The sequence below is a fragment of the Simplicispira suum genome, from assembly GCF_003008595.1.
Taxonomy (GTDB): Bacteria; Pseudomonadota; Gammaproteobacteria; order Burkholderiales; family Burkholderiaceae_C; genus Simplicispira; species Simplicispira suum.
On sequence record NZ_CP027669.1, the window covers coordinates 3,416,093 to 3,430,292 of the forward strand.

Annotated in this window: 15 protein-coding genes; all 15 read left to right on the forward strand. The window is 68.2% G+C overall.

Annotation, left to right across the window (positions count from 1 at the left end; all coding sequences use genetic code 11):
* Nucleotides 1-228 precede the first annotated feature (228 nt).
* The 15 genes from C6571_RS15820 to C6571_RS15890 all read left to right on the forward strand — a co-directional run bounded on the left by C6571_RS15820 (nucleotide 229) and on the right by C6571_RS15890 (nucleotide 14,187).
* On the forward strand, nucleotides 229-2,271 hold the full coding sequence (locus C6571_RS15820; RefSeq protein ID WP_106447540.1) for a conjugal transfer protein TraG: 2,043 nt from the start codon (nucleotides 229-231) through the stop codon (nucleotides 2,269-2,271).
* Nucleotides 2,268-2,699, forward strand: a complete 432-nt coding sequence (locus C6571_RS15825) for a CopG family transcriptional regulator (protein ID WP_106447541.1) — start codon at nucleotides 2,268-2,270, stop codon at nucleotides 2,697-2,699. Before C6571_RS15820 ends, C6571_RS15825 begins: the two co-directional genes overlap by 4 nt.
* Nucleotides 2,696-3,736: a P-type conjugative transfer ATPase TrbB gene (trbB, locus tag C6571_RS15830; protein WP_245901313.1), complete on the forward strand. Its 1,041-nt coding sequence runs from the start codon at nucleotides 2,696-2,698 to the stop codon at nucleotides 3,734-3,736. The genes C6571_RS15825 and trbB overlap by 4 nt, the downstream gene beginning before the upstream one ends.
* On the forward strand, nucleotides 3,733-4,062 hold the full coding sequence (locus C6571_RS15835) for a TrbC/VirB2 family type IV secretion system protein (RefSeq protein ID WP_106447543.1): 330 nt from the start codon (nucleotides 3,733-3,735) through the stop codon (nucleotides 4,060-4,062). The genes trbB and C6571_RS15835 overlap by 4 nt, the downstream gene beginning before the upstream one ends.
* Nucleotides 4,059-4,343, forward strand: a complete 285-nt coding sequence (locus C6571_RS15840; RefSeq protein ID WP_106447544.1) for a VirB3 family type IV secretion system protein — start codon at nucleotides 4,059-4,061, stop codon at nucleotides 4,341-4,343. Before C6571_RS15835 ends, C6571_RS15840 begins: the two co-directional genes overlap by 4 nt.
* A 12-nt stretch (nucleotides 4,344-4,355) precedes the next feature.
* Nucleotides 4,356-6,788, forward strand: coding sequence for a conjugal transfer protein TrbE (gene trbE, locus C6571_RS15845; RefSeq protein ID WP_106447545.1), 2,433 nt, complete (start codon nucleotides 4,356-4,358; stop codon nucleotides 6,786-6,788).
* A 14-nt stretch (nucleotides 6,789-6,802) separates the two neighbouring features.
* Entirely contained in the window at nucleotides 6,803-7,561 is a 759-nt protein-coding gene (gene trbJ / locus C6571_RS15850) for a P-type conjugative transfer protein TrbJ (protein ID WP_106448286.1), read from the forward strand.
* Nucleotides 7,548-7,877 carry an EexN family lipoprotein gene (locus C6571_RS15855; RefSeq protein ID WP_338054088.1) on the forward strand — a complete coding sequence of 110 codons (330 nt, stop codon included), beginning with the start codon at nucleotides 7,548-7,550 and terminating at the stop codon, nucleotides 7,875-7,877. The genes trbJ and C6571_RS15855 overlap by 14 nt, the downstream gene beginning before the upstream one ends.
* A complete protein-coding gene (trbL, locus tag C6571_RS15860) occupies nucleotides 7,874-9,172 on the forward strand; it encodes a P-type conjugative transfer protein TrbL (RefSeq protein WP_106447546.1) in 1,299 nt (432 codons plus the stop codon). Before C6571_RS15855 ends, trbL begins: the two co-directional genes overlap by 4 nt.
* 20 nt (nucleotides 9,173-9,192) lie before the next feature.
* Complete coding sequence (gene trbF, locus C6571_RS15865; RefSeq protein ID WP_106447547.1) at nucleotides 9,193-9,897, forward strand: conjugal transfer protein TrbF; 705 nt, start codon at nucleotides 9,193-9,195, stop codon at nucleotides 9,895-9,897.
* Entirely contained in the window at nucleotides 9,894-10,886 is a 993-nt protein-coding gene (gene trbG / locus C6571_RS15870; RefSeq protein WP_106447548.1) for a P-type conjugative transfer protein TrbG, read from the forward strand. The genes trbF and trbG overlap by 4 nt, the downstream gene beginning before the upstream one ends.
* A gap of 2 nt (nucleotides 10,887-10,888) precedes the next feature.
* Nucleotides 10,889-12,181, forward strand: a complete 1,293-nt coding sequence (locus tag C6571_RS15875) for a TraB/TrbI/VirB10 family type IV secretion system protein (RefSeq protein WP_106447549.1) — start codon at nucleotides 10,889-10,891, stop codon at nucleotides 12,179-12,181.
* Nucleotides 12,178-12,414, forward strand: a complete 237-nt coding sequence (locus tag C6571_RS15880) for a DUF2274 domain-containing protein (RefSeq protein ID WP_106447550.1) — start codon at nucleotides 12,178-12,180, stop codon at nucleotides 12,412-12,414. The genes C6571_RS15875 and C6571_RS15880 overlap by 4 nt, the downstream gene beginning before the upstream one ends.
* A gap of 76 nt (nucleotides 12,415-12,490) precedes the next feature.
* Complete coding sequence (locus C6571_RS15885) at nucleotides 12,491-13,315, forward strand: type IV toxin-antitoxin system AbiEi family antitoxin domain-containing protein (protein WP_170094765.1); 825 nt, start codon at nucleotides 12,491-12,493, stop codon at nucleotides 13,313-13,315.
* Nucleotides 13,312-14,187, forward strand: a complete 876-nt coding sequence (locus tag C6571_RS15890) for a nucleotidyl transferase AbiEii/AbiGii toxin family protein (protein ID WP_170094767.1) — start codon at nucleotides 13,312-13,314, stop codon at nucleotides 14,185-14,187. Before C6571_RS15885 ends, C6571_RS15890 begins: the two co-directional genes overlap by 4 nt.
* Nucleotides 14,188-14,200: the final 13 nt, after the last annotated feature.

Here is a 14,200-nt window from a genome sequence, read left to right on the forward strand (position 1 = left end):
GACTCTTGGGGCATCTGCTGAGATGCTCGGCTCGGGTGGCCAGGGCCGCGTGCCTTCGGCCCTGACGGAGTCTTGATCGGCCATTGCGTTTCTTTTGAGGGATTTGACGGCTTGCGCTGCACTACGCCCCGATGGGTGGGCCGCGCGGCGTGTTGATTCCAGACTCCGGTGGCGCGTGTCATGGGGCACGCACGCGGGGCGTGCGGTACGCCGGAGGGATCAGCGGACATGGCGTCTCGAAGCGGCGCAGGGGCAGGCAATGGGGCGGGTGCGCACACCGGCGTCCTGTTCGGCCGCATGGCGGCCGTGGCGAGCGTGGCGCTGGGCGGCGTGTGGGCTGCCACGCAATGGACGGCCCATGCATTGGGCTACCAGGCCCGCCTGGGACGGGCCTGGTTCGAGCTGGGCGGCGTGCCCGTCTACGAACCGTGGAAGCTCTTCGAGTGGTGGTACTGGTTCGACGCCTACGCGCCGCGCATCTTCGTGCGCGGCGGCGCGATCGCGGCGACGAGCGGTGTGGCCGCCGCGGGCGTGGCCGTCGCCATGGCGGTCTGGCGCTCGCGCCAGTCGCGCCTCGTCACGACCTATGGCTCGGCGCGCTGGGCGAGCGCACAGGACGTCCGCAAGGCGGGGCTCGACAAGCCGGTCGGCGTGTTCCTCGGCCTGTATTGCGGTCAGTACCTGCGCCATGAAGGGCCGGAGCACGTCCTGACCTTCGCACCCACGCGCTCGGGCAAGGGCGTGGGCCTGGTGGTGCCCACGCTGCTGTCCTGGCCCGCCTCGGCCGTCATCCACGACATCAAGGGCGAGAACTGGCAGATCACCGCCGGCTGGCGTTCGCGCTTCTCGCACTGCCTGCTGTTCAACCCCACGGATGCGAAGTCGGCGGCCTACAACCCGCTGCTGGAGGTTCGCCGCGGCGCGCATGAAGTGCGCGACGTGCAGAACATCGCCGACATCCTTGTCGATCCCGAAGGGGCGCTTGAGAAGCGCAACCATTGGGAGAAGACTTCGCACGCGCTGCTGGTCGGCGCCATCCTGCACGTGCTTTACGCGGGCGAGGACAAGACGCTGCGCGGCGTGGCCAATTTTCTCAGCGACCCGGCCTGTCCCTTCGAGGTGACGCTGCACCGCATGATGACGACGGCCCACCTGGGCGACGCGCCGCATCCCGTCGTCGCCTCGGCCGCGCGTGAAGTCCTGAACAAGAGCGACAACGAACGCTCGGGCGTGCTCTCCACCGCCATGTCGTTCCTCGGTCTGTACCGTGATCCCACGGTAGCCGAAGTCACCTCGCGTTGTGATTGGCGCATCGCCGATTTGATCGCGGCCGAGCATCCGGTGTCGCTGTACCTGGTGGTGCCGCCTTCGGACATCAGCCGCACCAAGCCCTTGATCCGGTTGATCCTCAACCAGATCGGACGGCGGCTGACCGAGTCGCTGGATGGCAGCGACGGCATTGCACGTCGCCACAAGCTGCTGCTGATGCTCGATGAGTTTCCGGCACTCGGGCGCCTGGACTTCTTCGAGACGGCGCTGGCCTTCATGGCGGGCTACGGCATCCGCAGCTTCCTGATTGCACAGAGCCTGAACCAGATCGACAAGGCCTATGGGCCCAACCACTCGATCCTGGACAACTGTCATGTGCGCGTGACCTTCGCCACCAATGACGAACGCACGGCCAAGCGGATTTCCGAGACGCTGGGCACCGCCACCGAGCTGCGTGCGCAGCGCAACTATGCCGGGCACCGATTGGCGCCCTGGCTCGGGCACCTCATGGTCTCGCGCCAGGAGACGGCCCGCCCACTGCTTACGCCCGGCGAAGTGATGCAGCTGCCGCCCGATGAGGCGGTGGTGATGGTGGGAAGCCGCCCGCCGATCAAGGCGGGGAAGCTGCGCTACTACGCGGACGCCAATTTCAAGCGGCGCGTGCTGCCGCCGCCCACGCTGGCGAGTGGTCGGTACCCCGATGCGCCACCACTGCGCCCGGACGACTGGAGTGGTCTGACCGTGCCCGCACCCGTACCCGACGCGGCGGGTGGCGATGCGGCCGGGCTGGTGGACGAAGGCGGTCGGCAGCTCAAGCCAGAACTGGACGTGTCTCGGGAGCTGGAGCAGGCGCCCGAGGCGGGCGACCTGATCGTGCTGGACGACGAGCGCGATGACGGCGCGCCGCTGCTGCCGCGCGATCTCGACCGGCTGCTCGACCAGGGCTCGGTGCGCAGCGCTCGGCTGGCAGCGCTGGACCCCGACGACGGGATTGCCCTATGACCCGTACACGCCTGAACCTCTTCATCGAACCCGAGCACGCGAGGCGGCTGGAAGACTTGGCCGTGCACCGGGGCGTCTCCAAGTCGTCCGTGGTCGCGGTGGCGCTGGCTTCGTTTTTGTCGCCGGACGCGATGGACCAGCGCGAGGCCGCCCTGGCCAAGCGGCTGGATCGCCTGTCGCGCCAGTTCGATCGGCTCGAACGCGACCAGGGCATTCTGATCGAGGCCACGGCGCTGTTCGTGCGCCACTACCTGACGCTGGCGCTGCCGGTGCCGGAGCACCAGCAGGAAGCGCTGCGCGCCCAGGGCCGGGCCCGCTACGCGCAGTTCGTCGAGCAGCTTGCCCGCCACATCCAGCGCGGGCGCGGCCTGGTGCGGGAAGTGCATGAGGAGATCGGTTCCGCCAGCGATGACGAGGGCGGAGTATGACGCGGACCGACGATTCATGGGACCGGGAGCCCGGCCTGCGCCGCAGCCGCATGCTGCGCACCGCCATGGGGGTGGAGATCGCCGCCGCACTGGACGACCCGGAGGTCGTGGAGGTCATGCTGAACCCCGACGGTTCGCTTTGGGTGGACCGGCTGGATTCGGGCCGCGCCCCCACCGGGCACCGGATGGCGGCGCCCGTGGCCGAACGCATCATCCGCCTGGTGGCTGCGCAGGTGCGCGCCGAGGTGCACTCGGGCGCGCCGCTGCTGTCGGCGGAGCTGCCCGGGACGGGCGAGCGTTTCATGGGGGCCTTGCCTCCGGTGGTGCGCGCGCCGTCGTTTGCCATCCGCAAGCGGGCGCTGCGCATCATGACGCTGGCCGACTACGTGCTTGCCGGCGTCATGAGCGAGGCCCAGGCGCGGTTCCTGCGCCAGGCGGTGCGCGAGCGCCAGAACATCGTCGTGGCCGGGGGCACCAGCACCGGCAAGACGACGCTGGCCAATGCACTGCTTGACGAGATCGCGGCGACGGGCGACCGCGTGCTGATCCTCGAAGACACGGTGGAGCTGCAGTGCCGCAGCGACGACCACGTGGGCATGCGCGCCGAGCCCGGCACGGCGTCGATGGCCGATCTGGTGCGCGCCACCTTGCGCCTGCGCCCGGACCGCATCGTCGTGGGCGAAGTGCGGGGCGCGGAGGCGCTGGACCTGATCAAGGCCTGGGGCACGGGCCATCCCGGTGGCGTTGCCACGGTGCACGCCAATTCGGCCGCGGGCGCATTGGCGCGGCTGGAGCAGTTGATCCAGGAGGTCAGCGTGACGGTGCCGCGCGCGCTGATTGCCGAGGCGGTCAACGTCGTCGTCCACATCGCCGGGCGTGGCCACGCGCGACGCGTGCGCGAGATCGCCCGCGTCGTCGGCCATGACGCCCGGGGCTACCTGCTCGATACCGCCATGGCGCCGGGGTTTCCGGACATCGCCGCGTCACCTTCGCTGCCACTTCATCCCTCGTCATTCACCACAGGAGATCCGATATGACGATTGCCCGCATTTCCGTAAAACCGTACCGGCCGGGCCTGCTGCTGTTCACCTTCCTGCTGTCCCTGTCGAGCACCGCGCGGGCGGCCGGCTCCTCCATGCCCTGGGAAGGCCCGCTGCAATCCATCCTCGAATCTATCCAGGGGCCGGTGGCGCGCATCGTGGCGGTGATCATCATCATCGCCACCGGCCTGGCGCTGGCGTTCGGCGACACCAGCGGGGGCTTTCGCAAGCTGATCCAGATCGTGTTCGGCCTGTCGATCGCGTTTGCCGCCTCATCGTTTTTCCTGTCGTTCTTCTCGTTCTCGGGCGGGGCGGTCGCATGAACGCCGCCAACGAGGGCGCACCGCGCCTTGCGCTCGGCTTTGAAGTGCCGCTGCATCGCTCGCTCACCGAGCCCATCCTGCTGGGCGGCGCGCCGCGCACGGTGGCCATTGCCAACGGCACGCTCGCCGCCGCCGTGGGCCTGGGCCTGCAGCTGTGGATTCCCGGGCTGGTGCTCTGGATCGCCGGCCATGCGCTGGCGGTCTGGGGCGCGCGCGTCGATCCGCAGTTCATGGCGGTCTTCGCGCGCCACATCAAGCACCGGCTGCTGCTGGACGTGTGAGGGAGCGCCGCCATGCTGAACCTTGCCGAATACCGCCAACGCCCGCAGCTGCTCGCCGACTGGCTGCCCTGGGCAGGATTGGTTGCGCCGGGCGTCGTCCTGAACAAGGACGGCAGCTTTCAGCGCACGGCCAAGTTTCGGGGGCCGGACCTGGACAGTGCCACGCAAGGCGAGCTGATCGCCACGTCGGCGCGCCTGAACAACGCGCTGCGCCGACTCGGTTCCGGCTGGGCGCTGTTCATCGAGGCAGAGCGCTGCGCTGCCGCCGGCTATCCGCATTCCACCTTCCCCGAACTTCTGTCCTGGCTCGTGGACGAGGAGCGGCGCGCGGCCTTCGAGGATGCGGGCAGCCACTTCGAGAGCAGCTACCACCTGACGCTCGTGTACCTGCCGCCCGAGGAAGCCCGCGCTCGCGCGGCGGGCCTGCTCTACGAGAACCGCTCGACCGAAGGCGTGGACTGGCGCGAGCGGCTTTCCGCTTTCATCGCGGAGACGGATCGCGTGCTGGACCTGCTCGATGGCGTGATGCCGGAGATCACCTGGCTGGATGATGCGCACACGCTGACCCACCTGCATGCGGCCATCTCGACGCGGCGCTATTCGATTGCCGTACCCGAGGTGCCGTTTCACATCGACGCGCTGCTGGCGGATTCGCCCCTCATCGGCGGCCTGGCGCCCATGCTGGGCGAGCAGCACCTGCGCGTGGCCTCGGTGCGGGGCTTCCCGGCCTCGACCTGGCCGGGCATGCTCGATGACCTCAACCGCCTCGGCTTTGCCTATCGCTGGAGCACGCGCTTCCTGTGCCTGGACAAGGCCGAGGCGGAGAAGGAGCTGGCGCGCCTGCGCCGCCAGTGGTTCGCCAAGCGCAAGAACGTCATTGCGCTGCTGCGCGAGACCCTGTTCCAACAGGAAAGCCCGCTGGTCGATACCGACGCCAGCAACAAGGCGGCGGACGCCGACGCCGCCCTGCAGGAGCTGGGCAGCGATCAGGTGGCCTATGGCTACCTGACGGTCACCGTCACCGTCATGGATGAGGACGCCGCCGCCGCCGACGAGAAGCTGCGCCTGGCCGAGCGCGCCATCCAGGGGCGCGGGTTCGTGACCATCCCCGAAACGCTCAACGCCGTGGACGCCTGGCTGTCGTCCCTTCCCGGCCACGCCTATGCCAACGTGCGCCAGCCCATGGTCTCGACGCTGAACCTGGCGCACCTGATGCCGGTCTCGGCCGTGTGGGCCGGGCCCGAGAAGAACGGGCATCTGGACGGCCCGCCGCTGATCGTCACGCGCACCGACGGCGCGACGCCGTTTCGGCTGGTCACGCACATCGGCGACGTGGGCCACACGCTGGTCGCGGGCCCCACGGGCATGGGCAAGTCGGTGCTGCTTGCCACGCTGGCGCTGCAGTTTCGGCGCTACCCGGGCTCGCGCATCTTTGCCTTCGACATGGGCCGCTCCATGCGCGCCACCATCCTTGGGCTGGGCGGCGAGCACTACGACCTGGGCATGGAAGGGCAGATCGCCTTCCAGCCGCTGGCGCGCATCGACCGTGAGGGCGAGCGCACCTGGGCCGCCGAGTGGATCGAGGGCCGGTTGCTGCATGAAGGCGTCAGCATCGGTCCGGACGAGAAGGCCGCCGTCTGGTCGGCGCTGGAGAGTCTGGCCGGAGCGCCGCTGGAGCAGCGCACGATGACGGGCCTGGCGGTGCTGCTGCAATCGAATGCGCTGCGCCAGGCGCTGGCGCCCTACGTGCTGGGCGGCGCGCATGGCAGGCTGCTGGACGCCGACTGCGACCGGCTCGGGATGGCCGACGTGCAGTGCTTCGAGATGGAAGAGCTGATGGCCAGTCGCGCCGCCGTGATGGCGGTGCTGCACTACCTCTTTGCGCGCCTGCAGGCGCGCTTTGACGGCGCGCCCACGCTGCTCATCCTCGACGAAGCCTGGCTGTTCCTGGATGACCCGGTATTTGCCGCGCGCATCCGCCAGTGGCTCAAGACGCTGCGCAAGAAAAACGTGAGCGTCATCTTTGCCACGCAGAGCCTTGCCGACATCAAGGATTCGAGCATCGCGCCCGCGATCATCGAGAGCTGCGCCAGCCGCATCTTCCTGCCCAACCCGCAGGCGAGCGAGCCGCAGATTCGCACGATCTATGAGGGCTTCGGCCTGAACGACCGCCAGATCGAAATCGTCGCCACGGGGATTCCGAAGCGCGACTACTACTACCAGTCGCGTCTGGGCAACCGCCTGTTCGAGCTGGACCTGGGGCCGGCGGCGCTCGCGTTCGCGGGCGCTGGCACGCCGCAGGACCAGCGCTACATCGATGCGGTGCTCCCCACCTCTTTGCCAGGCACGCCTTCACCGTTTGCTGCCGCCTGGCTGCGTCACCGCGGCCTGGACTGGGCCGCGGACTTGCTGGATCACTTCCCTTCCCAAGGAGATGCACCATGACCCTTCGTTCTTTCATCAAGCACCGGAGCCTGGCGCTGGCCGTGGCCGCAATGCTTGCCCTGGGCGCCGCGCCACCGGCCCATGCCCTGTTTGGCCTGGGCGGCGGCGCCGACATCGTGTACGACCCGACCAACCACGTGGAGAACGCGCTGGCCGCCGTGCGCGCGCTGGAGCAGATCAACAACCAGATCCGCCAGCTGCAAAACGAGGCGCAGATGCTCGTCAATCAGGCACGCAATCTCGCGAGCCTGCCCTCCAGCGTACTCGGCCGGCTGCGCGCCAACCTGGCGCGGACCGAGCAGCTGATCGCCCAGGCCCGGGGCCTGGCCTACGACGTGACGGAGCTGGACCGGGCGTTTGCGCGCCTGTACCCCGAGCACTACGGCGCCAGCGTGAGCGGCGAGCAGATGAGCCGCGACGCGCAGGAGCGCTGGCAGCACACGCTCTCGGGCCTGCAGACCGCGATGCAGATGCAGGCCCAGGTGTCGCAGAACCTGGGCGAAGACGAGGGCGTGCTGGCCGATCTCGTGGGCAAGAGCCAGTCGGCCGTGGGCGCCTTGCAGGCGATGCAGGCGACCAATCAGCTGCTGGCCTTGCAGGCCAAGCAGGCCATCCAGACGCAGCGGCTGCAGCTCACGCAGGACCGCGCCGCCTCGCTGGAGCTGGCGCGGCAGGCGGCGGTGCGCGAGCGCGCACGGGAGGTGCGTCGGCGTTTTCTGGGCGAGGGCACGCCGTACACGCCCTACCGCGTGAACTTCTATGGCAACCCGTGAGGTGGACATGCGCAAGACGCTGTATTTCATGATCGCGGCCACGGCGCTGCTGCTGGCCGGCTGCGACCGGCCGGCTTCCATCGAATCGGTGGATGCCCTGGTGGCGAACCCCGAGCGGCTGCGCGAGCTGCGCGCCGCCTGCAAGGCCGACCACGCCAAGGTCGGCGATGCCCAGTGCAACGCCGTGGCCGAGGCCACGCGCAAACGCTTCCTCGGCTCGGGCGGGCCGAAGTACACGCCGCCCGCGTCACCGCCCGGCGGCTTCTGGCAGGACGATGACCGCAAGCCGACGCCCGCGCCGAAGGGCTCGCAATGAACGACGTGGCGGTCATCGACCGCTTCCTGGACGTCTTCTCGCGCTACATCGACTCCGGCTTCGGGCTGCTGGGCGGCGAGGTGGCGTTCCTCACGGCGACGCTGGTGGCGATCGACATCACGCTCGCGGGCCTGTCCTGGGCCATGGGCCATGCCTCGGGCCAGGGCGACGAGGTGATGGCGCGCCTTATCAGGAAGGTGCTCTACGTGGGCGCGTTCGCCTACATCCTGGGCAACTTCAACCAGCTGGCGGGCATTGTTTTCAGGTCCATGGCCGGGCTGGGCCTGACGGCCTCGGGCTCGGGCCTGTCACAGGCGCAGCTGCTGCAGCCGGGGCACCTGGCGCAGGTGGGCATCGAGGCCGGGCGGCCGATCATGGCGCAGATCGGCGATCTCACGGGTTTTCCGGAGGTGTTCGCGCACCTGGACACCATCGCCGTGCTGTTCCTTGCCTGGCTGGTACTGATCGTCGCGTTCTTCGTTCTCGCGGTGCAGCTGTTCGTCACGCTGATTGAGTTCAAGCTGACGACGCTGGCGGGCTTCGTGCTGGTGCCGTTTGCGCTGTGGAACAAGACGGCGTTCCTGGCCGAGAAGGTGCTGGGCAACGTCGTGGCCTCGGGCATCAAGGTGCTGGTGCTGGCCGTCATTGTGGGGATCGGCTCGACCCTGTTTGCTGAGTTCGCGCTGGCGCCAGGAGCCGAACCAAGCATTGATCATGCGCTGGTCGTCATGCTTGCGGCCCTGGCCATGCTGGGCCTGGGCATCTTCGGGCCGGGGATCGCCACCGGACTGGTATCTGGGGCACCGCAGCTCGGGGCCGGTGCGGCTGCGGGCACGGCCATCGGTGCGGCGGGCCTGGCTGTCGCCGGTGGGGCGGCCGCCGCAGGAGCGGGCTCGGCCGTTGCGGCTGGTGCGCGCATGGCGCCCGGCGCCGCGCGTGCGGCCCTCGGCGGTGGCGCTGCCGCGGCCCGCTCGGTGGCCACGCTTGCGGGCAGCGCCAAGGCGGCGTATCGCAGCGGGGCCGGCGTGGCGGATATGGCCAGGGCCGGGGCCAGAGCCGTGAAGGACAAGGTCAAGGGCTTTGTGGCCCCAGCCGCAGCGCCTGCTGGTGCGCCACCCGCTGCTGCATCACCTGCCGGCTCACCGCCTGCCACCTTGGAACCCGCCTGGGCGCAGCGCATGCGCCGTCGCCAGCAGGTGGCGGAGGCGGCCATGACCGGCGCGCACGTGCTGCGCTCGGGCGACCACGGCGGCGGTGGCTCCGGCCCGAGCCTGCGCGATGAGTCCGGCACCTGAGTGCTTGCCAAGGAGATTGCATGCGATTCAAACGACCCTGGGTGCGGTATGCGCAGACGCCCCAGCCCCTGACTCCCTACCAGGCCGCCGGCCAGGTCTGGGACGAGCGCATCGGCTCGGCGCGCGTGCAGGCGAGGAACTGGCGCCGGATGGCGTTCGGCTGCATGCTGCTGGCGTTGCTGATGGCCGCGGGCCTCGTCTGGCGCTCGGCGCAGTCCATCGTCACGCCCTACGTGGTGGAGGTGGATCAGGCGGGGCAGGTGCGCGCCGTGGGCGAGGCGGCGGCGCCCTATACGCCCAGCGATGCGCAGGTCGCGCACCATCTGGCGCGCTTCATCACGCTGGTGCGGTCCCTGTCCATCGATCCCATCGTGGTGCGCCAGAACTGGCTCGATGCCTATGACTACACGACCGACAAGGGCGCGGCCGTGCTCAACGATTACGCGCGCACCCACGATCCGTTCGCGCGCATCGGCACGGAGTCGGTGACGGTGCAGGTCAGCAGCGTCACGCGCGCCAGCGAGCAGTCGTTCAACCTGCGCTGGACCGAGCGGCGCTATGTCAACGGAGCGGCCGCTGGCATCGAGCGCTGGAACGCGGTGCTCTCCATCGTGCAGCAGGGCCCGCGCACCGAGCGGCGCCTGCGCAAGAACCCTCTGGGCATCTACGTCAACGGCTTGTCGTGGAGCCGGGAGCTGGATGCCACCGAAGGAGTTGATCCATGAAGACGCGTTTGTCCATTCACGCTTTGCCGTTGATGCTTGTGGCCCTGGCGGGCTGCGCCACGCAGGGCAAGCCGCCGCCGGTGATCGCGCTCGATGAGCCGGTGCAGGCGCAGCCCCTGCCCGAGCCGCCTGCACCGGTGGAGGTGGTGGCCGTGCCCGAGGTGCTCGCGCTGCCCGCGCAGCTCAAGCCCTTGCCGGAGACCAAGCCCGCGGCGGAACCCGCGGACGAGACGTTGCGCGTGGCGCGCGCCAATGCCCAGGCGCGCATTGCGCCCACGCGTGAGGGCTATGTGAATGCGAACCAGGTCTGGCCGTACAGTGATGGAGCGCTGTACCAGGTCTATGCGGCCGTGGGCCGGGTGACGGTGGTGTCGCTGCAGCCCGGCGAGGAGCTGGTGACGGTGGCCGCGGGCGATACGGTGCGCTGGATCGTCGGTGATACGTCCAGCGGCAGCGGCGCGCAACGGCGCGTGAACGTGATGGTCAAGCCGATCCGCTCGGGCCTGAAGACGAACCTGGTCGTGACGACGAGCCGCAGAACCTATCTGCTGGAGCTGACTTCCACCGACAAGACCTGGATGGCCTCGGTGTCCTGGGAGTATCCGAAGGATCAGATGCTGGCTCTGCAGCGCCAGGCGCAGGCCGCACAGGCTGCCGCGCCGGTCGATAGCGGCCTGTCGCTGCAGAAGCTGCGCTTTGGCTATGCGATCAGCGGCAGCACGCCGCCGTGGAAGCCGCTGCGGGCGTTTGATGATGGACAGAAGGTCTATATCCAGTTCCCTGCGGGCATCGCACAGGGTGAGCTGCCGCCGCTGTTCGTGATCGGGGCCGAGGGAGGAGGGCAGTTGGTCAACTACCGGTTTCGGTCACCGTACTACATCGTCGATCGCCTGTTTGGCGCGGCGGAGCTGCGCCTGGGTGGCGGGAATGGGAAGGGCGGGGGCGACGTGGTGCGCATCGAGCGCACGGATGGGGTGCGGAGGAACTGAGCATGCCGCAGGAAGACGCATCCGGCCACACGCCGCAGGCGGCGAAGGTGGCGCCCGAGGCGCTGGCGCTGCGGGCCCGACCGCACCCGGTCACGCGCCTGAACCGGCGCACGCTGGTTGTCCTCACCGGGGGGCTGGCGGCCCTGGTTCTCGGGGCGACGATCTGGTCGCTGCAGCCGCAGCGGCGCGCGGTGTTCGGGCAGGCCGAGCTGTACAACGTCGATCGCGTGAGCAAGTCCGAAGGGCTCGATGGCCTTCCGGCGGATTATTCGAAGCTGTCGCGTCCTTTGCCGCCCGCTTTACCGGCGGATGTGCCTGAGCTGGGGCCACCGCTGCCGGGCGATCTCGGGCCCGCCATCGTGGCCTCGCGGCAGTCGGCCGTGGCCGACTATGCGGCCCCGAGCCATGATCCCGAGGATGCCCTGCGCAAGGAGGCCGAGGCGGCTGCAGCTTCGCCGGTGTTTTTTGGCTCGGGAAGTCAGGGCACGCGTACGGCGGCGGCGGATCAGGCAGGGTCTGCGGCGGTGGGTTTGGGCGGTGCACTGACCGGGTTGGATGCGTTGGCGGCGGGGCCGGTCTCGGCCCCCGAGCCTGCCGATCCGGTGGTTGTGCAGGACCGGCAGGAGCAGAAGGAGGCGTTCCTCAAAGGCGGTTTGACGCCCACCCGCAATTCCGCCGATCTGCAGATGCCAGCTTCGCCGTACCAGGTGATGGCGGGGGCGGTGATCGCCGGTGCGCTGGTGACGGGCATCAAGTCGGACCTGCCGGGCGACGTGATCGCCACGGTGACGGAGCCGGTCTATGACTCGGCAACGGGCAAGTTCCTGCTGATCCCGCAGGGCTCGCGCATTCTGGGCAAGTACAACAGCCGGGTGAGCTACGGGCAGAGCCGGGTGCAGGTGGTGTGGAACCGGATCATCCTGCCGGACACGTCATCGCTCACGCTGGACAACCTGGTGGGCACCGACCCGGCGGGCTATGCCGGGCTGCAGGACGATGTGGACTGGCATTGGGGACGCGTCGTGGCGGGGGCGGCGCTCACGACGCTGCTCGGGGTGGGGGCTGAGCTGGCGGCGCCTGAGAGTCGGCAGGAGGGCAATCGCATCGTGGTCGCGGCTCGCGAGAGCGCGCAGGACGGTGTGAATCAGGTGGGGCAGGAGATGACGCGGCGCAATCTCGACATCCAGCCGACGCTGACCATGCGACCGGGCTTGCCGGTGCGGATCATCGTGAACCGCGATCTGGTGTTGCGGCCGTACCAGCCCTTGTTCGTTCAGCGTGGAGGGGTTCGATGAGCACGGCCAGAAAGCTGAGGTTGGGCCCGCTGCCCAGGGGTGAGAGCGTGAAGCTGACCTTCGTCTGTCCGGCCAGTCTGAAAACCGAGCTCGATCGCTACGCGGCGTTGCATGCGCAGACGTATGGCGAGGCGGTTGATGCGGTGACGCTGATTCCGCACATGCTGGAAGCCTTCATGGCGGGGGATAGAGGGTTTCGGCGTGGCCGCCAGGATGCCAGGAAATCCGGGTAGTGGGGGAGGGTATCACTCCAAATTGTCTTGAATCATACGCATAAATATACAAATTATGTCAATTTTTGCGTATGATATGGGAGTGCCGTCCATTGAAGCCTTTTTTGAAAAGCGTCTTGCTCAGGGCCGGGCCTACTTCACGCGGGAAGAGGCCCAGGCTGCGTTCGACTTGTCGCCGCACGCATTGAGCGTTGCATTGACGCGGCAGGTCAGGAAGAAACGCCTTGCCCGTCCTTGGCGCGGCTTCTACCTGATCCTGCGACCGGAGGATCGCGCCTTCGGTGCGCCCGATCCGGTGCGCTGGATCGACCCGCTGATGCAGTACCTGCAACTGGACTACCGCATTGCCTTGCTGCGTGCCGCGGCGTTTCACGGTGCGTCGCACCAGGCGGCGATGGTGTTTCAGGTCATCGTACCTCGGCAGATGCGAGGCTTCGAGATTGGTCGCCAGCGGCTGGAATTCGTTTATCAAAACCCGCAGGCATTCGTTCAAGTCAACCAGACCGGCTGGTTGGGGTCGCTCAAGAGCGAAGCCGGCTTTGCGAAGGTCGCCGGCTTGGAGTTGACGCTGCTGGACTGTGCCCGCTACTTCCACAAGGCGGCCGGCATCGGCGGCCTGGCGCAGATCGCCAAAGACCTGGGCGGGCAAGCCAAGCCCAGCGATCTAGCACAAATCGCGGTGCACTACGAGAACTCGGCGGTGCGTCGCCTGGGCTATCTGCTGGAGCGAGCGGGCCATGTGGCGCAGGCCGATGCGCTGAGGCCGTTTGTGCGCCAGGCCAAGACGGCCGCGCTGCTCGACCCATCGGTGAAGCCGCTGGTGGAAGGGCTCCCTGGTCTGCACGAGAAGGCGCCCGGCTGGCGCCTCATCCTCAATGAATCGGTGGAGGTCGATTTTTGATTCCGCAGGCCTATCTCCAAGCCTGGAGCGCGTCTGCGCCGTGGCCCGACTTTCGCCAGATCGAGCAGGATCTGATCATCTGCCGTGCCCTGTGCGATCTGTTCAACGCGCCGGCGCTGCGCGGCAAGATTGCGTTTCGCGGCGGTACCGCGATCAACAAGCTGCTGTTCGTGCGGCCGCTGCGCTACTCGGAAGACATCGACTTGGTGCAAACGCAACCGGAGCCGATTGGCGCTGCTGTCGATGCGATCCGCGAGACATTGGCATGGCTCGGGCCGTGCAAGCGCGAGCAGGCAGGGCATTCGATGCACCTGGTGTTCCGCTTCGCGCCAGAAGCCGACCCGCAGTCGATGCTCAAGCTGAAGGTCGAGATCAATACACGCGAGCACGAGTCCTTGTTCGGCGTGCAGACCTATCCCTTCACGGTGAAGAACGGCTGGTATCAGGGCCAAGCCGAGATCGCGTCCTTCGCGGCCGAGGAACTGTTCGGCACCAAGCTGCGCGCGCTGCTGCAACGGCGCAAGAACCGTGACCTGTTCGACCTGGCCTACGGGCTGGACCAGTTGGCATTGGAAGTGGACAAGCTGGTTGCCTGCTTCGACCACTACCTGGCTCTGGAGGACAAGACAATCACACGCGCTATGGCCGAGCAGCGCATGCTGGAAAAGCTCACGCGCAACCTGACGGAAGACATCGCGCCGCTGCTGCCGGCGGGCATTCGTTTCGATGAGGCCGATGCACTGCGGGCGTTCGAACGCGTCTGGACCGAGCTGGTGGCACGGCTCAGGGGTGATTCGTGGAAGTCCACGGACAAGGTCGTTGCTGCATTGCGGGAGAAGGGCTATCCGGCGCTACTCCGGCCAAGAGGGTAATGGGGTGTGGAAT